This is a genomic window from Bradyrhizobium sp. DOA9 (genome assembly GCF_000617845.2).
Lineage (GTDB): Bacteria > Pseudomonadota > Alphaproteobacteria > Rhizobiales > Xanthobacteraceae > Bradyrhizobium.
Map to the genome: position 1 here is coordinate 4857057 of NZ_DF820425.1, position 20494 is coordinate 4877550.

The window sequence follows — 20494 nt, forward strand, 5'->3', positions numbered from 1 at the left end:
AGAAGCCCGATGATGTCTCGTTTAGTCCGCGCATGCCTGATCGCCGGCGTCGTGATGGCCGCAACGCCAGCCTTGGCCCAGACCAAATGGAATTTGCCGGCGGCATATCCTGCCGACAATCCGCACTCCGAAAACCTGGTCGCGTTCGCCAAGGACGTCGAGGCCGCAACCTCCGGCAAGCTCCAGATCACGGTTCATCCCGGCGCCTCGCTGTTCAAGGCGCCCGACATCAAGCGCGCGGTGGTGACCGGGCAGGCGCAGATGGGTGAGGTGCTGCTGTCGATCCACGAGAACGAAGACCCGATGTTCGGCATCGACGTCGTGCCGTTCCTCGCGACCAGCTTTCCCGATGCGATGAAGCTGTACCAGGCCTCCAAGCCGGCGATCGCCAAGAAGCTCGACGCGCAAGGTCTCAAGCTGCTGTTCGTGGTGCCGTGGGCGCCGCAGGGCGTCTATGTCAACAAGCCGCTGGCGACGATCGAGGACATGAAGGGCCTGAAGTGGCGCGCCTACAATGTCGGGACCGCGCGCATCGGCGAACTGGTCGGCGCACAATCGGTCACGATCCAGGCCGCGGAATTGCCGCAGGCACTGGCGACCGGCGTGGTGAACTCCTTCATGTCGTCGGGCGGCACCGGTTACGATTCGAAGGCGTGGGAGTCGCTCAAATACTTCTACGACGTGCAGGCCTGGATTCCGAAGGACTACACCTTCGTCAACAAGGCTGCGTTCGACGCGCTCGACAAGCCGACCCAGGAGGCCATCCTGAAGGTCGCCGCCACCGCAGAGACCCGCGGCTGGAAGGCCTGGCAAGAGAAGGCCAATTGGTACCTCGATCAGCTCAAGGCGAAGGGCATGAGCGTCGAGCCGCCGAGCCCGGCACTCAAGGCAGGCTTCCAGAAGATCGGTGACCAGCTCACGGCGGACTGGCTCAAGAAGGCGGGCGCGGACGGTCAGGCGGTCGTCGACGCCTACAAGAAGATGTAACGCGGGAGCGCTTCCGCTCGCCGGGCTCGGGCGGGCGGAAGCCTCTTCAGGAACAGCTCAGGCCGAGATCGCCTTCACCGAGCCGACTTCGTTGCGCAGCAGGAATTTCTGGATCTTGCCCGTGGACGTCTTCGGGATCGGCCCGAACACGACCGTCTTCGGCGTCTTGAAGCCGCTCATGTGCGAACGGCAGAAGGCGATGATGTCGGCCTCGGTCGCGCTGGCGCCATCCTTCAGCTCGACGAAGGCGCAGGGGACTTCGCCCCATTTCGGATCGGGCTTTGCCACCACGGCTGCAAACAGCACGGCCGGGTGCTTGTAGAGGATGTCCTCGACCTCGACCGAGGAGATGTTCTCGCCGCCGGAGATGATGATGTCCTTGGAGCGGTCCTTGATGATGACGTAGCCGTGCTCGTCGAGCACGCCGAGATCGCCGGTGTGAAACCAGCCGCCCTCGAAGGCTTCCTTCGTTGCCTTCTCGTTCTTGAGATAGCCCTTCATCACGATGTTGCCGCGGAACATGACCTCGCCGATGGTCTCGCCGTCGCGCGGCACTTGCCTCATGGTCTGCGGATTGATCACGGTGACGGCTTCCTGGAGCGGGTAGGGCACGCCCTGCCGGCGCTTCATGCGGGCGCGCTCGGCAGGCGGGAGTTCGTCCCAGCCGGGCTGCTCGGCGCACACCGAGGCGGGGCCGTAGACCTCGGTCAGGCCATAGACATGGGTGAGCTTGATGCCGATGCTTTCGGCGCCTTCCAGCACCGCGACGGGCGGGGCGGCGCCCGCGATCAGGCCGACGACACGGCGGGCCGCATTCCCCTTGGGCGCGTCGGGCGCGTTGATCAACGTGTTGTAGACGATCGGCGCGCCGCACATGTGGGTGACGCCGTGGCTCTTGATCAGCTCGAAGATCTTGCTCGGTTCGACCTTGCGCAGGCAGACATTGATGCCGGCGGCCGCCGCAATGGTCCAGGGAAAGCACCAGCCGTTGCAGTGGAACATCGGCAGCGTCCAGAGATAGACCGGATGCTGGCCGAGATTGCCGGCGAGGATATTGCTGACGGCGTTGAGATAGGCGCCGCGATGATGGGTGACGACGCCCTTGGGATTGCCCGTCGTGCCCGAGGTGTAGCTCAGCGCGATCGCGTCCCATTCGTCGCTCGGCGGGATCGCCGCGAAGCCTGGATCGCCTTGGGCGACGGCCGTTTCATATTCGATCTCGCCGATGCGCTTGCCGCCCTTGAACGAAGCGTCGTCGACGTCGACCACCAGCGGCTTGGGTCCGGTCATCCGCGCCAGCGCCTCGGCAATCACGCCGGAAAACTCTGGATCGACCAGGATGATTTTCGCACCGCCATGGTCGAGCTGGAACGCGATCGAAGGCGCATCGAGGCGGATGTTGAGCGCGTTGAGCACGGCGCCGGTCATGGGCACCGCGAAGTGCGCCTCGTTCATCGCCGGGATGTTGGGCAGCATCGCCGCCACGGTGTCGCCGACGCCGATGCCCTTGCCTGCGAGCCAGGAGGCAAAGCGCCGACAGCGCTCATAGGTCTGCGCCCAGGTGCAGCTGCGGCCCTCATAGACGGTGCTGACGTGATTGGGATAGACCGCGGCGCTGCGCGCGAGGAAGCTCAGCGGACTCAGGGGCACATAATTGGCGGGCGTCTTGTCGAGGCCGATATTGTATTGGTTCTGCCGCTCACTCATCGACACCTCCTGAAAACGGCTCAAAGGAATCCGATCGAGATCCAGGGGAAGATCGCGACGATGATCAGTCCCACCAGCAGCGCCAGCAGGTAGCCCCAGATCGGCCTGATGCCTTCGGCCGGATCGACGCGTCCGATGGCGCAGGCGGCATAATAGCCCACGCCGAAAGGCGGGGCGAATAGCCCGATACCCATGGCGAGAATGATCACCATGGCATAGTGCACCTCGTGCACGCCGACGGCGCGGGCGATCGGAAACAGCAGCGGCCCGAACAGGACGATCGCCGGGATGCCCTCCAGCACGCTGCCGAGAATGACGAAGGCCAGGATCGAGACGGCGATGAACGTCGCCGGTCCCCCGGGCAATCCCGTCATGGCTGCCGCCAGCGAGCGCGAGAAGCCGGATTGGGTCAGGCCCCAGGCCATGCCCGTGGCGGTGCCGATGATCAGCAGGATCGCGCCCGACAGCGCCGCGGTCTCGACCAGCATCGGGAACAGCCGCCGCCAGTCGAAGCGGCGGTAGACGAGCAGGCCGACCACGGCGCCATAGACGATGCCGATGGTAGAGACCTCGGTCGCGGTCGCGATGCCCTCGACCACGGCATAGCGGATCACGAAGGGCAGCGCGAGCGCGGGCAGGGCGATGAGGAAGGTCCTGCCGATCTCGGAAGCCGTGGCACGACGGACGTGGCTCATGTCCTCGTGGCGGTAGCGCCACCACACCAGCATGCACAGCGTGATCGCGAGCACGACGCCGGGCAACAGGCCGCCGGTGAAGAGGGCGGCGATCGACACGCCGGTGACCGAGCCGATCGTGATCAGCACGAGGCTCGGCGGGATGGTCTCGGTCTGGGCGCCGGTTGCCGCCAGCAGCGCGACGAGATCGCCGGGCTTGGCGCCGCGCTCTTTCATCTCGGGAAACAGCACGGGCGCGACCGCGGCCATGTCGGCCGCCTTGGCGCCGGAGATGCCGGAGACGAGGTACATCGCGCCGACCAGCACGTAATGCAGGCCGCCCCTGATATGGCCGAGCAGGCTGGCCAGGAACGCCACCATGGCCCGCGCCATGCCGGTCATCTCGATCAGCAGGCCTAAGAACACGAACAGCGGGACCGAGAGCAGGATGAGGTGGCTCATGCCCTCGTCCATGCGCCCGACCAGCACCATGACCGGCGTGCGTGTGGTCAGCGCCAGATAGCCGAAGATCGCAAGACCAAAGCCGAACGCAATGGGAACGCCGGCAAAGACGCAGAAGCCGGCAACGCCGACGAAGAAAATGACGAGGTTGAGATTGCCGAGCGGACGCAGCAACGGCTCGGCCAGCCAGAACAGGCCGATCACGACGGCAACCGACAGCACGGCGGCTGCGACCATGCGGGGCTCGGCCGCGCGCACGAGCCGCAGCAAGGCAAAGGCCGCCATCAGGCCGATGCCGGCCGGCAGCGCGGCGGCCCGCCACATGTTGGAGATCTGCAGCGCCGGCGTGGTGATGTAGCTCTCTTCGTAGGCGTAGTCGCAGGACGGCCAGACGATCAGCGCCAGGAACGCCAGCGCCGCCGAGGTCGCGACCAGATCGAGATAGGCGCGCATCGCCGGCCTGGCGCTGGCCACGATCGCGGTCATGCGCATGTGCTCGGAGCGGCGGAACGCCACCGCCGCGCCCAGCATCGCCAGCCACAGGAACAGGATGGAGGCAAGCTCGTCCGACCAGATCAGCGGCCGGTGAAAGCCGTAGCGGGCGACCACGCCGGCAAACAGGATCACGATCTCGGCGACGACCAGGGCCGCCGCCGGAACCTCCACGAGAACACCGAGTGCCCGCTCCAGCGAGCCCAGCAACTGAGGTCGGCGAGGGGACTGAACAGTCGCCTTGCCCGCCACTCCGGTCACCTCGACCTCGACATGAGCCATGATGGCCCCGACGCGCTACGACAGCTTGCCCACGGCCTTTTCCAAGAGGTCCCAGGCCTGGTCGCCGTACTTGCCCTTCCATTCGGCATAGAAGCCGGCCGAGCGCAGCTTGTCGCGGAACGGCGCGATGGCCGGCTGGTTGAAGGTCAGGCCCTTGCCCGCGAGCTCCTGCTGCAGATTGGCATTCAGCTTGGCGGTATCCTCGCGTTCCTTGACGGCGGCGGCGTTGATGTTCTTGGCGACGATGGTGCGCACGTCCTGCGGCAGCTTTTCCCAGGCTCTGCGGTTGGCCAGGAACCAGAAGCCGTCCCACATGTGGTTGGTCAGCGAGCAGTACTTCTGCACCTCGTAGAGCTTGGCGGTCGAGATGATCGCCAGCGGGTTCTCCTGGCCCTCGACGATCTTGGTCTGGAGCGCGGAATAAACCTCGCTGAAATTGATCGAGGCGGGCGCGGCATCGAACGCCTTGAACATCGAGGTCCACAGCGGCGACACCGGCACGCGGATCTTGAAGCCCTTGAGGTCGTCGGGACCGGCGATCGGCTTGCTCGAGGAGGTGGTCTGGCGGAAGCCGTTGTCCCAGATCTTGTCCATGACCTCGAGGCCGGCCTTCTTGATCTCGCCGCGGACATGGCCGCCGAGATCGCCGTCCATGGCCTTCCAGACCGTATCGTAGTCCGGGAACGCGAAGCCGATGCCGTTGATGGACGCCGCCGGCACCAGGGTCGACAGGATCAGGCCCGACAGCGTGAAGAACTCGACGCCGCCGGAGCGGATCTGGCTCAGCATGTCGGTGTCGGAGCCGAGCTGGTTGTTCGGGAATATCTGCAGGTCGAACTTGCCGCCTGTCTCGGCCTTGATCGCCGCCGCCATCTCCTTGGCGCGGACATTGAGCGGATGGGTGTCGGGCAGGTTATTGGCGTACTTGTAAGTGAACTCGGCGCTCTGGGCGCGGGCCACATGGGGCGCCGCGAGGCCGCCCAGAACCGCGGTCGCGGCGGAGGCCTTGAGAAGCGTGCGTCGGGAAAAGCTCATCAGTTTGCTTCCTCGGAAAGTTTGTTGTTGTTCTGAGACGCAAACCTATACGGACGGTCGGCCTTAAGGTCACCTGCGATCTCGCGGAAGCCTCGCTTATTGCAGCCGGACAAGGTCACGGCAATATCGGCAGACCTCAACCCGATTCAAAACCCGAAAAACAACCCCATGCACAGTAGCCGTCAAGGACTCAGACGACGGTCGAGGCGCGGGCCGAAAACGGCGTTCAAGCGGAGATACGGTCGCAGGAGTTTTCTCTAAATAATTGATCTGATTGGAGATAAATATATTCCATAATATACCTTATGCGAATTTCGAATAGGGCTCGCGCTGGGAACATGTCGAAACGCTAATAAGTCGCTCGCCCGCCCGAAAGGTCGAATACTGCGCCCGTGCTGAACGAGCACTCCTCGCTCGCGAGCCAGCAGACCATCGATGTCGCCTCTTCGATCGCTCCGAAGCGTCCAAGCGGAATCTTTGACAGCATGAATTGGATGTGCTGGGGCGTCATCTGATCGAACAGCGGCGTTTTGATCGCCGCCGGCGTGATGCAGTTGACACGGATGCCGGTCGTGGCCATTTCCTTGCCCAGCGATTTCGTGAGCGCGATCACGGCGGCCTTGGACGCGCTATAGGCCGAAGCGTTCGGATTGCCTTCCTTTCCCGCGACCGAGGCGACGTTGACGATGCGACCGTAGCCGCCCTTCCAGACCGATCGCGATGAATTTTCCAACGCCTGCGACCGGCACGCCGAAACGCGGCACGCCGGCGACGAGCGGCAGCGTGGATGGAGCGATCGCGGCGATCTTTTCGAGCGCGGACTGCGACAGGTTGGCGGGGACGAGATCGGCGATGACGTTCGACAGGTCGCGCAGTCGCCCCTGATCGTCGATGACTCCCGGCCTTTCGGCGCCGGCATTGCCGAATCTGACGAGCTTCATTGGTGTTCCTTCGGGAATGCTCAGGCGAACCGTGCCGAGACGGTGCCAAGACCTGCGATGTTGGCCTCGAACGCGTCCCCGGGGTTCACCGGTACCATCGGACCGAGCGCTCCGGAGAGCACGACGTCGCCGGCGCGCAGCGGCCGCTTGCGGCGGGCTAGTTCGCCGGCAAGCCAGGCCATCGCGTTGAGCGGATTGCCGAGACAGGCCGCGCCGGTCCCCTTCGAGACCACCTCGTCCTTCCTCGTCATCTGCATCTGGAGAGCACGGAGATCCAAGCCATCCAGCCGGCGGACGGGTCCTCCGAGAACGAACAGGCCCGACGACGCGTTGTCGGCGACAGTATCGACGATGCCGATATCCCAATTGGTGATGCGGCTGCCGACGATCTCGAGGGCCGGCATCGCGTAGGCCACCGCGCGCAGCACGTCGGCCACCGTGGGCACCTCGACATCGACGTCCCGATCAAGCAGGAAAGCCACCTCCGCCTCGATCTTCGGCTGAAGCACGCGCCCCGCAGCGACAGGCTCGTCCTCGCCCACGATCATGTCGGCGAAGAGAACCCCGAAGTCGGGACGATCGACCCCAAGTTGCTTCTGCACCGCGCGCGATGTCAACCCGATCTTACTTCCGACAACGCGCCGGCCTTCCTTCTCCCAATGCGCGGTGTTCTCCTGCTGGATGGCGTAGGCTCCATCGACGTCGAGGTCCGCCAACCGCGGCCTGATGGGCGCGATTGGGGTGCCCGCATAAGCGGCGCGGATCTGAGCGGCGAGTTCGCTGTGCCTGGCTTGCTGGTTCATCTGAACGATCCTTATTTGCCGGTCCGCAGGAATTCGATGTGGAGCCGATTGAACTGCTCGGCGTCCTCGAACTGGGGCCAGTGGCCGCAGCGGTTCATGACCACGAATTTCGAACCCGGAATCATGTCCGCGATCTGCTTCCCCTCCTCGGGGGTCGCGGTCGGATCATGCGAGGTCCACACGACCATGGTCGGCGCCTTGATCGAATGGTATTGGCCGGCGGTGATCATGTTGGGCCGGCGGATTTCCATCTCCTGCAGGCACATGATCCGTTTCATCGTGTCGGCGAACCCAGGCTGAGCGTAGATCGCGCGTCGGGTCTCGATCAGATCGTCCGAGACCATGCTCTTGTCGCACATCAGAAATTCGAGACGCGCCTTGATCCGTTCCCAAGAGGGGTCCGAGGCCGCCTCGTTTGACAGCTTCTTCAGCCGCTCCATCACCTGGGGGTGCGCTGTCCATCCGCCGGCGGTGTTGAGGACAAGCTTCTCGACCGCCGCGGGACGATGCACGGCGAGATAAGTCGCGACCCAACCGCCCAACGATTCACCACTGATCATCGCCTTATCTCTGCCGAGCGTTTTGAGGACCGCGAGCACATGGTCAGCGTAGTCCTTGACCTGGTAGTCGATGGCGGGCTTGTCGGTCCATCCATGTCCGAGCATGTCGATGGCAAGGAACCAGAAGTGATCGGCGTGCGGACCGAAGTTTCTGGAATACGCCTCCGCGTGCCCGCCGACGCCGTGTAGCGCCAGGACGAGGGGCTTGGATGGGTCGCCCGACTCGATGCAGCGCGTCCGGACACCGCCAGCGTCGATGTAGTGCTGCTTGAAGGAAACGCCCTTCAGATCAGCCCAGACGCTAGAGAAATTTGCGGGCCTGGTTTCGCTCATGGCTTTCTTCCTGTTACTGGGTAAAGATAAATGACGGCAGGCCGCTGCTTGTGCAGGCTGACCTTTCGGGCTCGCGGATGCCGGCAAGGCTCGGAAGATCGAGCACCGCACAGAGCGCCTTGCGCAGCTGCTCGGTGGCGTCGTCGGCATCGAGTGTGCCGACCTTTTCGCGCCAAGCCACGACCCCGTCGGGTCTCACGAGTAGGGCACCAGCCTCGTCGATCTCGCGAACACGCTGCCATTCGCAGTAGAGATCCTCTGTGCCCGGCGCTCCGGTCACGACAATTCGTAGGAATGGGAGACGAAGGCGTCCGACGGCCTCCTTCCACACTGTTCCGGCAAGTCCGGTCACAACCGTGAAGAGCCCTTTTCCGGTCACGTCGAGAGTTGAGATCCGTTTCCCATCGGACCCGACTAGCCACGCATGCGGAATCTTTGCGCCCGGCCTCGTCGTCGGCTGGTTGTAGAGATCCCGATCACGCAGCCACTTTTCGGGCTCTGCATCCTTGTCAGGAATGACAGCGGAGGATTCGTAGCGCTGGTTCATCTCGACGCCCTGCGCGTTGAATTCGGTCTGCTTCAGATCGAGCGCCGCCTGCATCGCTCGACGGGCGGCCACGCCTTCGGGGCCCGGATCGCGAAAACGCGCGACGCCCGCTGCCACTGGATCGTCCGCTCCTGCCACGCGGAAACAGGCATTCAACGGGGCGTAATCGAGCCGCGACTGATTGGCGCGCAAGACGATTTGTTTGCCAACGGGCGCCCGCTCCACGGAATAGCTTTCGAGCAGCTTCGGTCCGGCCCAGCCCTTGACGGCGTAAGCAACCTTCCAGCCGAGGTTATGGGCATCCTGCACACAAGTGTTGCTGCCAAGCCCGCTCGAAGGTGGGTGCCGATGGACGGCATCACCGCCGCAGAAAACGCGTCCCTTGGAGTACTGTGTCGCGTAAGCCTGGTTGACGTACCACACCGACGTTCTCACGATGTCAAACGACACGTCCGGATCGCCGATCAGTACCTTTATTCGCTCGCGAACGTGCGCTTCGGACAGATCGGGGTCGCCCTTGCTGATGTCGAAGCCCCAGCCGGCGATCCACTGGCTCCAGGGCCGGATGGCACGCAAAAGTCCCATTCCGATCTCGCCAAAGCTCGCATGCGAAGTGACGATCCAGTTCAGGATGCTCGGACGGTGCTGGCTGTATCTGGCCAGATCGGCATTGAAGATCGTATAGACAGTCCCTGCGCGGGCCATCTGCCCTTCGATCGGCAGCTTGAGGTGCTCAGCGACTGACGACCGTCCTCCGTCGGCGCCGACCATGTAGCGCGCGCGAAGTGTGTACTCTCGGCCGCTCAGTCGATCGCGGAGGGTCGCCGTGACACCGTCCGCGTCTTGCTCGTGCGCGACGTATTCCGTGTTGAAGGCGAAGGTCGCGCCCTTCTCGGCCGCCTTCCCGAACAGGATCGGTTCGAGCAACGGCTGAATGATGTCGACCATGCCGCACGGACTGGCCCTGAGATAATCACCCCGGCGATCGTCCCCGGTCCCCCAGGTACGCATGCGGATGAGTTCGGGGCCGGCGAGGCTTGTCGTGAAAGTCGTGTCACCCATCAGCTCCCAGGGGCTCGCATGGCGGGCGATCTCATCCGCGATCCCGAGGTCGCGAAACACCTCGTTGGCCCTCTGGTTCGTGATATGCGCACGCGGGCTGTCAGCCAGCCAATTGCCGCGCGATACAATGTGACAACGAACTCCGGCATTCGCCAAAGCCAAGGCGGCAGCGGATCCCGTAGGTCCCGATCCGATAATCAGTACGTCCGTTTCGTAGGTCATCGACGTTGCTCCGCGATGTCGCCGCATTCGCGCGGACCAGGAATTAGGATCAGTGAGCGGGCTCGGCCTGCTTGGCAGCCATCATGGCCAAGCCGGCGATCCATCCCGGAATAGCTTCGTAGAACTCCTGCTCCATCGTGAACTGGCCGGCCATGGAGAGCGCTGCGAAGGCCGCAACCCAACTCAGCACCTCGTTTGCGCCGCGGCCGGCTACGTCGCGAACAGTCTCCGTGTTCAGGCCGTCTGCCCGCCAGATCTGGCCACTTCGAAGCAGGTCCATGAACTCTGCATCCCACTCCGGATTGAGGGGCTTGCATGGACCCTTGCCGGCTTCGGCGAGTACGCCCGCCTCGTACACGCGCTCCTCGCGGGCTTTGCGGGCTTCCGGACTTGGATTGCGCCCGCTGATGAGCCGCTCGCGCAGTTCGGGCGCAGCATCCCGAATCGATGGTAGCGGAGGATCATGCGATAACCCGCCGGATGCGGCAAAAAGAACTCGCTTTCCAGACCGAGCCGCGAACCGTCCGACGGATTCACCAAGCTGACGCGCCCGCCGGTAGGTCGGAACGGGAGGCGCTGCGCCGTTGATGAAGATGGGAAGCATCGGGATGGAGCGAAAATCGCCGAGCATAGCTTCCCAGATCTGCACGAAGCCGTGATCGACGGGCATCCGGTAGGAAACCGCCACGTCAAAATCCTCTCCGCGCAAATGATCAATCAGCGCGAGTGCGGTCTCTTCCGGAACGTCCAGCGGGCCCGTCCCGCCTCCCCAGTCGCCCAGGGACACGGCTCCGGCTCCGACGCAGAACGAGGGCATCAGGTCGTAGAAGAAGCCGTTGAAGTGATCTGGCGCGAATTGGACGATGTAGTCCGGCGCGAACTCCTTCACGAAGCTTCCGAGCCGCTCGAAGGCGGTTCGGACGCGTTGCTCGGTCTCATTGCTGGCAGGCCCCTTGTACATCAGGGGAGTATGGGAAGCGCAGACGATGGCGGCTGACATGGGCGAATTCCTTCAAACGCCGAGTTGAGCTGTCGAACGATGGCTACGGCTGGCTACTTCTTCACCAGCGGGCATGGGCTTTCGGACAGCGGGCGGTTGACGGACTCACCAGGCAACGTCTGCACGACGTTGTAGAGATCCCAATCGCCCTTGTTCTCTCCGGGCTTCTTCACCTTGAGCAGGTACATGTCGTGGATCATCTTGCGATCTTCGCGGATGTAGCCGTCCGCCGCGAAGAAGTCGTGTACCCGCTCCTTTTCCATCTGCTTCATCACTGTCGAAGCATCGTCGGTACCCGTCGCCCTGACCGCATTCAGGTAGTGAGCGACGGACGAATAGACGCCGGCGTGGAAGCTGGTCGGCATTTGCTTCGCCTTGGCGAAGAATTTCTCGGCCCAGGCGCGCGTTTCAGGCGTCCGGTCCCAATAGAACGGCGACACTTCGTAGGCATCGTGTGCGATCTTCAGGCCCACCGCGTGCACGTCCGTCAGCACCGACTGCAGCGGCACGATCTTCGCTTTCGCGCTCAGCCCAAATTCATCGGCCTGCTTCATCGCCGTCACGGTATCGCCGCTGGAAGCCGCGATCGCGATGACGTTGGCGCCGGCGCTGGAGGCGGTCAGCAGAAAGGATGCAAAGTCGGACGTGTTCGGCGGAAACACGGAGTTGCCCACCACCTGGCCGCCGTTGAGCTTGACTTGCTCTGACGTATCGCGCGTCAGGGCATTGCCGTACGCCTGATCGACGGTCAGGAAGTACCACTTGGTTCCACCTGCATCGATCACGGACTTGGCTGCGCCCTTTGCGAGATTGTAGGTATCGACGGTCCACTGAACCGTGAGCGGCGAACACGCCTTGCCGTTGAAGTCCGACGAGGTCGATCCCGAGAGCAGCATGATCTTGCTCTTTTGCGCGGCCATGTTCTGCACGGCGAAGCCTATCGGCGAGCCCTGCATGTCCGCAACGACATCGACGCCTTCCACGTCGAACCAGCGGCCGGCGATCTGGGATCCGATGTCGGGCTTGCCGGAATGGTCGGCCGAGATCACTTCGACGTTCAGGCCAGCCCCGAAATCTTCGGCGGCCATCTGGGCGGCGACGACCGAGCCCTTGCCATTCGCCATGGAAGTCGGACCGGCGATGTCGGTCAAAACGCCGATCTTGACCTTGCCGTCGCTGAGCTTCGGAGTGCCTCCGGCGGTCTGCGCCGCCGCCGGCGCCGTCAAGGCGAGACACACGACCGCGAACAAGTAAAAGCTTGAATGAACCATCGTTTCCTCCCGTCGCCGCCTGTTTGGGCGTGCGAGGGATGGATTGCCTCCGATTGAACTATCATTCCATCTGAGTCTGTGAAATGTTCGCACTGCGAACACGGCCGGAGGCGCTCATGCACCGCAACGTCAGGGCACTTTCCCGAGGGTTGGCCCTGATCAATGAGCTCAATGCGAGCGGGCCGTCGAACGTCGTGCAGCTCGCGAAGAGGACCGGCCTCAACCGGACAACCTGCTACCGCTTGCTCGATACGCTACGGGACGACGGCTACGTGACGTTCGACGAAACGAACGCATTGTTCGGTTTGACGCCCCAAGTGCGCACCCTCAGCGAGGGCGTTTCCTCACGCGACCTATCGAGCCAGGCGGCGCTGCCGGCGATGTTCGGCCTGCTCGATGAGGTTTCCTGGCCAAGCGACTTCGGCGTCTTTGAGCTCGGCTCGGTGCTGATCCGGGAGAGCACTCATCCTTTCAGCCCCTTCTCCGTTCATCGCTCCATGGTCGGACGGAGGCGATCCTTGGTGCGCAGCGCGCTTGGGAAGGCGATCCTCGCTGCCTCCGCGCCGCCCCTGCGGCGCGAAATGCTGGACCTGACGGCATCGCTCGTCGAGGAAGACGCGGCGTTGGCGAAGGACCGCCGCTTCATCGACGATATTCTCTCGCAAACAAGGAAGGACGGCTACGCATCGTCCGTGGGCGGATCGGAAGCTGGCATCAGCGCCATTGCGCTCGCCATTCCGGGAGGCGGTCCCGTTCTTGGTAGTCTCAATCTGATCTTCTTCTCATCGTCGATGACCCCTGAGGTCGCCGCCAAAAAGTATCTGCCCGGAATGCGGGCGGCCGTGAGGGAAATCGAGCGGCGGTGGTCCGCGGCAAACAGGGCGCGAGGAAAGCTCGCCTAGGGTCATGTCTTTTGTCGGGCCGGGTTCATTTTGCGGCCGGTAGCCGATTGTGTCGCTTCGGCGAACTTTCCGACCGCTGACCGCCACGGAAAGTTCGGAAAGTGTGGGCCAGTTCATACAATCGAGCGGCCGCGAGCCGCACTATTCCCAAATAGCGTTGTTGCATAACGAAACACGTTTTGGTTGCCGGGCCCCCAGGCGGGAATGCGCCTCGAGCCCGCGTGCGACCCGGGGGAGCCAGAGACATGCGTCGTGATTTGACCATCAAGACCGGCAGCATGGCCGGCACGTCCGATTTCAGGGTGATGGCGCCGATCAAGAAGGGGTTCGTGCCGTCCCTGGATGCGACCACGTACAAGACCCGCGTCAAATATGTGTTGCGGGCGCTGAATGGCGGACGCGCCAATGCGTATGAATCCGAGCTCGCCCGCGTGCTGTCCGATTCCGTGGACCGCGTCGGGCGGATCCACTCGGTGGGCATCGCCGTGCTTGAGCCCGAGGACGAATCCGTGGACGGCTTGGACTATGTGCTGTTGACCGCGACGTTCGACGGCTCCTGGGAGGCCTATGTTCGCGTCATCTGGCAGAAGGCCGCCCGGCTGCTCGACCTCATCTTCTGCAATACCGATGGCTATGTGCTCGGATACGAGAACACGTACGAAAACTGGGGTATCTGGCTCAAGAGCAGGCAGACCGAAGCCTACTTCCTCTATGCCACCCCAGATCTGACCGTGGATGACACGCGCTTCCTGCGGATGGAGGAGCGGGTCTATCGGCGCACCTCGGGCGCCGGCGCCGACCGGATCGTCACACGGATCAGGATTCCGTCGCCGGAAGACATTGCGCGACGTTCGATATTCGAGGTCGATGGCCAGATCGGCGTCGATCCAACCAATGCCGGCTTCAGCAAACCGCTGACCATCGAAGCTGCCGCCCGGCCTCCGTTTCGCCATGGCATCCGCGCACTCGCCGGGCTCTACCGTCTGGCCGACTTCTATCCGCCGGGGACGCCTGACGGGGTGCTTCTGCATCGGGCCGGCCACGAGCTGCTGCCCGAATTCGTCACCATGATCAACGACCCCACCTACGCAGAAGGCGTCAAGCGCGCCCGCCGGCGCTATGAAGAGGCCCTGCGCTGGTTGATGACCCCGCCCGACGTGGCGCCGGTCCGGCGCAACCTGCCCTTCGCCCCGCCCGCCGAACCGCCGTTGCAGGATCCTGGCAACGTGCAAGGCGGAATTCTGACCGCCTACAATTCAGATCACGGCTGCCTGCTGCTGCTGCAATTCGCCAATCCGGCCGCACTGGCCGCGTTTCTCGACGTCCTCCAGGTGACCTCCGAAGCCGACGTTCTGACGCCGGGGCAGATCGTCACCAACATCGCTTTCACGGTCGAGGGACTGCGTCAGGCCGGCCTATCCGATGAAGAGGTACGCACACTGCCGGAAGAGTTCGTGCAGGGCATGGAAAGACGCGCCGGCCTGCTCGGCGACGTGCGCTGGAATCATCCCCAGCGATGGCGCCTTCCCGCCAGCAATTGGGCGCTCGGGATCAATGCGCCGGACCTGCCCGAAGGCGACCCGGCGCCGCGCATCAGCATGAGCTCGGTCCATGCCGTCCTCCAGCTCCGCCTGTTGCTGTCCAAGGATGCGCAGACGACGGCGGATGCGAGAAATGCGTTGATGGCGGAAATGAACCGCCTGGTCGAGGTCGATGCGGGTATCAGGCCCCTTTCGATCCAATGGATGCAGCGGCAGCGCGACAAGAGATCCGGCGACATGCAGGACCATTTCGGGTTCGCCGACGGCAGCTCGAACCCGGTGCTGCGCGAATGCCAGGCCGGAGCGCACTATTCCAATCAGGTGCATCTCGGCGAAATTCTGTGCGGCTACCCGAACCTCGCCGACGAGACGGCGCCGTTCGGCAACCCGACCCATCGTGCTCACGCGATGCTGCGCGACGGCAGCTTCATGGCGCTGCGCAAGCTGCGACAGGACGTCGAGCTGCTCGAGGATGTCCTCGCCCGCGCGACGCGACAGGCAACCGAGACGGCCGGACCGAACGCACCTGCCCTGACGCGCGAGACGCTGATGGCCAAGATGATGGGACGCTGGCCGACGGGCCATCCCCAGGCGGGGCAACCCCTGACCCCTACTCCGCCCCCTGACAAAGGATACAACGACTTCAACTACGACGCCGATCCGCAGGCCCAATCGTGCCCGTTTCACGCGCACATACGGCGCGCCAATCCGCGCGTCTCGATCACCAAGGCGGATGCCGGCGCCCGGCCCCCACGGATCGTCAGGCGCGGCATGTCCTACGGTCCGCCCGTCGACCCGCAAGCCGCCAAATCCGGCGAGCAACCAGAGCGCGGCCTGGTTTTCATGGCCTACAATGCCAGCCTCGGCGAGCAGTTCGAGGTGGTGCAGAGCTGGCTGGCCGGCGGCAACAGCGCGGGTTCGTCCTCGGGGGTAAGCGATCCTTTCCTCGGCCTCGCCGAGCCTGGCCGGCTGCGACATTTCCGTTTCGAGCATGGCGGCCAGACCATTCGCGTGGCGCTGGACGGCTCGGACCGGCTGCACGACGAACCCCGTCCGTTCGTTCGTCTGGAATGGGGAGCGTATTTCTTTGCGCCATCGAAGAAGGCGCTTGCCGATCTGCAGCAATGGGCGGCGAGCCAGGGGTACAAGCCGGCGGTGACGTGGTGCGCGGATCAGGGGGAAAAGGAGATCGCGCGTCTGCGCCTGATCGAGCGCCAGCACGGTGAAGCCGCGGCGATGGCCGCTTGGAAGACAGCGCTCGAGGATCCGGACTCAGCCTCGCATTTCGTCAACGCGTCGATCTGGGCTGCGATCCGCGAGCGCCATGGCGGCGCGCTTCGCACGCCCTTCGGGGTCTTGGTGGCCGACCGCGACCTGGTCTACAAGGTGTTCGCCGATTCCGACACCAAGCTGACCATCACCGGCTATCTTCCCCGCATGCTGCGCTCGTTCGGCATCCTCTATCTTGGCCGCGACGCCGGACAGCCGGATCAGGTCTACGAGCAGGAATCCACAGCCTGCAACGCTGCGATCATGGCCCTCGACCAGCCCGCGGCATTCGAGCTGGCGCGCGCGGTCACCCAGAAGGTGCTGGGCTTCATGGTCAAGCAGACGATTGACTATGCCGCCAGCGACGGCGAAGCGAGCTGGGAGCTGACCGTCGACGTGCACGAATTGGTGGATCCGCTGCTCGCCGCCTTCTGCGAGGCGTGGTTCGGGTTGAGCGAAGACGGGGGGCATTTCCGCCGCGTCGGCTATCGCTGGGATTGGACGCCGGGCGAGCCGCCCGGCTATCCCGGGCATTTCCTGTCCCCTTCGCGCTACATCTTCCAGCCGCACCCGAACGCGACAGTGGAGGCGATCGGCGCGGCACATGGCGACGCTGCGCGCCGTGCCATGGAAAATTTCCTGACGCAGTTCGGGCCGACAAACGCGCCGGTGACGAAGGCGGTTTACAACTCGCCGCGGGGCACCGGCGACATTCCGTTCGTGGCACGCACGGTCGCCGGCGCCATGATGGGATTCATTCCGACCGTCGACGGCAACCTGCGACGGATATTGAACGAATGGCTGCGCGAAGGAACGCTATGGGCGTTGCGCGCTCGCCATGCCGGCACGAAAGCAAAGAACTACATGGATGCCCTCAACCGGCTGAGAGACGACTTCATCCCAGCAATGCAACTTCGCGCGGTGCCCGAACTGATCTGGCGGACGGCCGTCGTTTCGCAAACCATCGGAGGTGTCGAGGTGAGGCCCGGAGACGTCATCGTCGCCGGCGCGGTCTCCGCCACCCAGCAAAGTCTCGCCGAAGGTCGCCAGGACATCTACCATGCCTTCGGCGGCAACCGCAGGGTCGCGGGGCATCCCACGCATTCATGTCCCGGAGCAGACCCGGCCCTGGCGGTGATGTTGGGTTTCTTCAGCGCACTGGTGGAGACGGAGCTACCCTTGCGGACCGGCCCCATTCCAATGAGCCTGACGATGGACGGAAGAGTCCCCGCGCCGAGCCCGCCTCCATCCTAAGGCGGTGTAAGGAGGTACGCAGCGATTAGACGGCACAATGCCGAGGGAGCTGATCGTTGGCGTAGATGATGGGTGTGCCGACGACGAGCCTGATCGTCTGCTCCGCATGCCAGTGCATGCCGAGGGCGCGCAGCTTCTCGGCGGCTTCCGTCATCGTCTGGCGGGCCGCCTCGCCCCGGCCCTGCCCCGCGAGAAGCTCGCCGCGCAGGACCAGGTTCAGGGCCGCATCGCGCAGCGAACCGCGCCAGCCTGCGGAGGTTTCTGCCCGTCGCAACCAGCGCTCGCTAAGGCCGAGATCCTGGCGCAGGGCTGCGAGTTTCGCCAGCGAACGGCACGCCGCCGCCTCCCCCAGCCGCTCGCCTTCGCGCGCGCGGCGCAGGACATGGGCGGCATAGCGCCGCGCCGTCTCGACATCGCCTTCGGCCGTCGCCGCCTCGACAAGCCAGCTATATTGAACCGATGTGTAGAATTGAAAGTTGCGCCGCTCCATCCATTCCGCAGCGTTCCGCAACTGCAGCAAGCCATTGGCGTCGCCGGTCGCCGACCAGCGTGCAAATCCCGAGGCGGCCCGGCAATCGGCCAGAAGCAGCAGGCTGCGCCTGTTCTCGGCGATGCGCGCCCCTTCGACGGCAAGCTGCTCCGCCTCCTGCCAGCGGCCTTGCCAGATCAGCGCGACCGCAATCCAGTTGCGCACGGAGTTGACGACCGGGTGGGTCGAGCCTCCGACCAGCGCCATGGCTTCACTGAAACAGGCGTGGGCGTCCTCGAAATCGCCGCGATCCGCCAGGACGCCGCCTTTGCACGACAGCGCGTAGGCCGCCCCGAAGGATATTGCCCCATGCCGCCGGCTGCGCTGCTGCTTGGTCGATATGGCAGCGTCGATCAAGGCGATCGCTTCGTCGTACTGACAGCTTGCAGCCAGAATCTGCCCGAGCGTAGCTTCGATCTGGGCGATCAGGCGACGATCTTCGAGCTTGCGCGCCAATTCCAGCGCTGTCCGCGTGTGGATCACGGCCTCCCGGAAGCGGCCGAACCCGTAGCACATGTAGCCGAGCCATTCATAGGCGCTGGCCATCGCGGCGGTGTCGCCGAGGGAGGACGCGATCGCAACCGCCCGTTCGAACACAGAGGTGTCGTCGGTCAGCGACAGCGGGTCGAAGATGTTGGCCATACCCAGCTTGTTGGCCAGCAGGCACCAGCGCAGCGATTGCTCGCGCGAGCGATCCGGCACGCGATCCAGCGCCTGCATCGCAACCTGGTATTGCGCACTGGCACGATCGAGCGCAAATGCGGCCATGGCCTTGTCGCCGGCGCGTTCAGCATAATGGGCTGCGCTTTCCCAATGACCTGCGCCTTGCGAATGGTAGGCCAGAGCTTCCATCGCCTCCTCGCGATCAGCCTGCTCGGACCGCGCCAGCAGGGTGGCTTCGATCCGCTTGTGCAATGCCTGACGCTCGTGCAGGCCAATGGTGTCGTAGACCGCATCGCGCGTGATGCCGTGCTTGAAGCGAAGGACGCCGCCCGCTGGATCATCGGCAAAGAGAAAGTCCGCATCCGCCAATGCCCGCACGATGGCCGGGTCGGGCTCGCTGCCGCAGGCAGAAACCAGCAAGCCGTGCGGCACTGTATTGCCAATCACCGCCGCGGCGCGCACCACCTTCGCCTCGTCGGGCGGCAGGCGCGCCAGGCGCGAGGCGACCAGGGTTGCGATCCAGCCCTGCTTGCTGCGCGCTTCGAACGAGGCAGGATCGTTGGCGGCGATGGAATGGCAGAGCTCTTCGATGAACAGTGGCACCCCGCCCGCATAGGCATGGATGCGGGCTACGAGGAAGGGATCGGCCTGGGGGACCCAGCGTCGTACGGCAAAGTCGGTTTCCGGGCCCTGAAACGGTTCGAGAAACAGATGCGGTGCGTCGGAAATCCATTCGGTGCCGTCCTCGCGCGGCCGGCTGGCGAGGACGACGCGAGGTCCGCTGGGCAATTCCAGCAAAGCCTGAAGCAATTGGCGGCTCGCGTCGTCGGACCATTGCCAGTCGTCGATCACCAGCACCAGCGGGCCACGTGCCGACAGTCCGGTGAAGAAGGCGAGCAGATCACCGACGACGCCGTCGACGGTGATGCGGCCACCGCGCGCATCGGCGCCGGCGGATGCCAGTGCGAGGATCGATTCAGCATTCGGACCGAGCTCGGCCACCCATGGCTCCAGAGCCGCGCGCGCCATCTCCTTTGCCTCGACGAGGGAGGCGTCCGGTCGAATTCCCAGTACAGCGCGCAGCATCTGCAGAAATGGTTGCAGAACCTCGGCACCGACGTAACTCTCGCAACTGCCCCGCAGCAGCCTGATGCGCTCGGTGCCGACATGCCCCAGCACTTCTTCCAGAAGGCGCGTCTTGCCGAGCCCGGGTCCGCCGACGACCACCGCGCAGCGTTGCGCCTGCGCAGGTGCCTCGCTCAGAAAGCGTGACAGGAAGCCGAACATCTCGTTGCGACCGATGAAGGGCGTCAGGCCGCGGCGCGAGGTTGCCTCGAAGCGCCGGGTCGCGGTGCTTCGACCCAACACCAGCCTTGCCTGCGGCATTCCCGAAGCTGCCGGGAGATGGGCGGCGAGCTCGAAGAAGTTGGCATGCGGCCCGAGGGCATCGAGGCTGGCGAGGATCTGATCCGCACCGGCGTGGCGCGACAGGTGCGCTGCCGTGTTCACGACATCGCCGATCAGGTCATACCGGCCAGACTCGATGTCGCCTTCGGTCAAGAGCACGGTGCCGGCGTGGATACCCGAATGCATGCGAAGCGGCATCCGCGCCGGCGACACGCCGTCGTGGCGCAGCTCTCCGACCCATTCGTGAATGTCGAGTGCTGCTTCCGCGGCACGACGACCGTCGTCTTCACCGGATTGGGGATAGCCGAAAATGGCGAGGGCACCGTCTCCCTGCGTGCGGATGATGTGACCGCCGTGCTTCGCCACCGCGCGATGCCAGATCTGCCGCAATTGGCTGAGGAGTTCGGAAAGGTGCTCGGACTCGACATCCCGGCCCAGCGCCGTTGATCCGACCAGGTCGGAGAACAGCACCGTCAATCGATGACGTTCGCCCTTTGGGGCGCGGGTCTGCGTAATCATCGTCAATCGCAGCCAACTCGTTGACGAACCGC

At 64.3% G+C, this 20494-nt stretch carries 13 protein-coding genes and 1 pseudogene; 3 read left to right on the forward strand and 11 right to left on the reverse strand.

Going from position 1 to position 20494, the window contains the following annotated elements:
• The first annotated feature begins 9 nt into the window (after positions 1-9).
• Positions 10-987, forward strand: a complete 978-nt coding sequence (locus BDOA9_RS22755) for a TRAP transporter substrate-binding protein (RefSeq protein WP_025036271.1) — start codon at positions 10-12, stop codon at positions 985-987.
• Positions 988-1044: 57 nt separating this feature from the next.
• On the opposite strand, the gene BDOA9_RS22760 is transcribed toward BDOA9_RS22755, so the two are convergent.
• From BDOA9_RS22760 to BDOA9_RS22800, 10 genes and pseudogenes are all read right to left on the reverse strand, one after another.
• A complete protein-coding gene (locus tag BDOA9_RS22760; RefSeq protein ID WP_025036272.1) occupies positions 1045-2694 on the reverse strand; it encodes an acyl-CoA synthetase in 1650 nt (549 codons plus the stop codon).
• Positions 2695-2714: 20 nt separating this feature from the next.
• Positions 2715-4604, reverse strand: coding sequence for a TRAP transporter large permease (locus BDOA9_RS22765; protein ID WP_025036273.1), 1890 nt, complete (start codon positions 4602-4604; stop codon positions 2715-2717).
• Between the two features lie 15 nt (positions 4605-4619).
• On the reverse strand, positions 4620-5639 hold the full coding sequence (locus BDOA9_RS22770; protein WP_025036274.1) for a TRAP transporter substrate-binding protein: 1020 nt from the start codon (positions 5637-5639) through the stop codon (positions 4620-4622).
• Positions 5640-5988: 349 nt separating this feature from the next.
• Positions 5989-6345 (reverse strand): annotated as a pseudogene (locus tag BDOA9_RS22775) (SDR family NAD(P)-dependent oxidoreductase); the annotation flags it as partial.
• A complete protein-coding gene (locus BDOA9_RS38985) occupies positions 6269-6580 on the reverse strand; it encodes a hypothetical protein (RefSeq protein WP_192859601.1) in 312 nt (103 codons plus the stop codon). The gene BDOA9_RS38985 and the pseudogene BDOA9_RS22775, both read right to left, overlap by 77 nt.
• A 20-nt stretch (positions 6581-6600) precedes the next feature.
• Complete coding sequence (locus BDOA9_RS22780) at positions 6601-7383, reverse strand: 2-keto-4-pentenoate hydratase (protein ID WP_025036276.1); 783 nt, start codon at positions 7381-7383, stop codon at positions 6601-6603.
• An 11-nt stretch (positions 7384-7394) separates the two neighbouring features.
• Positions 7395-8276 (reverse strand): alpha/beta fold hydrolase, encoded by an 882-nt coding sequence (locus tag BDOA9_RS22785; protein ID WP_025036277.1) that lies wholly within the window; start codon positions 8274-8276, stop codon positions 7395-7397.
• Between the two features lie 13 nt (positions 8277-8289).
• Positions 8290-10107 (reverse strand): FAD-dependent monooxygenase, encoded by a 1818-nt coding sequence (locus BDOA9_RS22790; protein WP_025036278.1) that lies wholly within the window; start codon positions 10105-10107, stop codon positions 8290-8292.
• 49 nt (positions 10108-10156) lie between these two features.
• Positions 10157-11107: a 3-carboxyethylcatechol 2,3-dioxygenase gene (locus BDOA9_RS22795; RefSeq protein WP_025036279.1), complete on the reverse strand. Its 951-nt coding sequence runs from the start codon at positions 11105-11107 to the stop codon at positions 10157-10159.
• A 53-nt stretch (positions 11108-11160) separates the two neighbouring features.
• On the reverse strand, positions 11161-12378 hold the full coding sequence (locus BDOA9_RS22800) for an ABC transporter substrate-binding protein (protein ID WP_063921179.1): 1218 nt from the start codon (positions 12376-12378) through the stop codon (positions 11161-11163).
• 116 nt (positions 12379-12494) lie between these two features.
• Between BDOA9_RS22800 and BDOA9_RS22805 the strand changes: the two genes are divergently transcribed.
• Positions 12495-13280, forward strand: coding sequence for a helix-turn-helix domain-containing protein (locus tag BDOA9_RS22805; protein ID WP_042336670.1), 786 nt, complete (start codon positions 12495-12497; stop codon positions 13278-13280).
• A gap of 305 nt (positions 13281-13585) precedes the next feature.
• Complete coding sequence (locus BDOA9_RS22810; RefSeq protein WP_192859602.1) at positions 13586-17344, forward strand: Dyp-type peroxidase domain-containing protein; 3759 nt, start codon at positions 13586-13588, stop codon at positions 17342-17344.
• A gap of 25 nt (positions 17345-17369) precedes the next feature.
• Here the strand turns inward: BDOA9_RS22810 and BDOA9_RS22815 are convergent, their stop codons facing one another.
• Positions 17370-20462, reverse strand: a complete 3093-nt coding sequence (locus tag BDOA9_RS22815) for an ATP-binding protein (protein ID WP_192859603.1) — start codon at positions 20460-20462, stop codon at positions 17370-17372.
• Positions 20463-20494: the final 32 nt, after the last annotated feature.

What these genes read in the sequence shown, in the direction of transcription:
- BDOA9_RS22795 (WP_025036279.1), bottom strand. Translation starts at nt 11,107, where the DNA reads ATGTCAGCCGCCATCGTCTGCGCTTCCCATACTCCCCTGATGTACAAG.
- BDOA9_RS22780 (WP_025036276.1), bottom strand. Translation starts at nt 7,383, where the DNA reads ATGAACCAGCAAGCCAGGCACAGCGAACTCGCCGCTCAGATCCGCGCC.
- BDOA9_RS22810 (WP_192859602.1), top strand. Translation starts at nt 13,586, where the DNA reads ATGGCGCCGATCAAGAAGGGGTTCGTGCCGTCCCTGGATGCGACCACG.
- BDOA9_RS22805 (WP_042336670.1), top strand. Translation starts at nt 12,495, where the DNA reads ATGCACCGCAACGTCAGGGCACTTTCCCGAGGGTTGGCCCTGATCAAT.
- BDOA9_RS22785 (WP_025036277.1), bottom strand. Translation starts at nt 8,276, where the DNA reads ATGAGCGAAACCAGGCCCGCAAATTTCTCTAGCGTCTGGGCTGATCTG.
- BDOA9_RS22765 (WP_025036273.1), bottom strand. Translation starts at nt 4,604, where the DNA reads ATGGCTCATGTCGAGGTCGAGGTGACCGGAGTGGCGGGCAAGGCGACT.
- BDOA9_RS22815 (WP_192859603.1), bottom strand. Translation starts at nt 20,462, where the DNA reads ATGATTACGCAGACCCGCGCCCCAAAGGGCGAACGTCATCGATTGACG.
- BDOA9_RS22760 (WP_025036272.1), bottom strand. Translation starts at nt 2,694, where the DNA reads ATGAGTGAGCGGCAGAACCAATACAATATCGGCCTCGACAAGACGCCC.
- BDOA9_RS22770 (WP_025036274.1), bottom strand. Translation starts at nt 5,639, where the DNA reads ATGAGCTTTTCCCGACGCACGCTTCTCAAGGCCTCCGCCGCGACCGCG.
- BDOA9_RS38985 (WP_192859601.1), bottom strand. Translation starts at nt 6,580, where the DNA reads ATGAAGCTCGTCAGATTCGGCAATGCCGGCGCCGAAAGGCCGGGAGTC.
- BDOA9_RS22800 (WP_063921179.1), bottom strand. Translation starts at nt 12,378, where the DNA reads ATGGTTCATTCAAGCTTTTACTTGTTCGCGGTCGTGTGTCTCGCCTTG.
- BDOA9_RS22790 (WP_025036278.1), bottom strand. Translation starts at nt 10,107, where the DNA reads ATGACCTACGAAACGGACGTACTGATTATCGGATCGGGACCTACGGGA.
- BDOA9_RS22755 (WP_025036271.1), top strand. Translation starts at nt 10, where the DNA reads ATGATGTCTCGTTTAGTCCGCGCATGCCTGATCGCCGGCGTCGTGATG.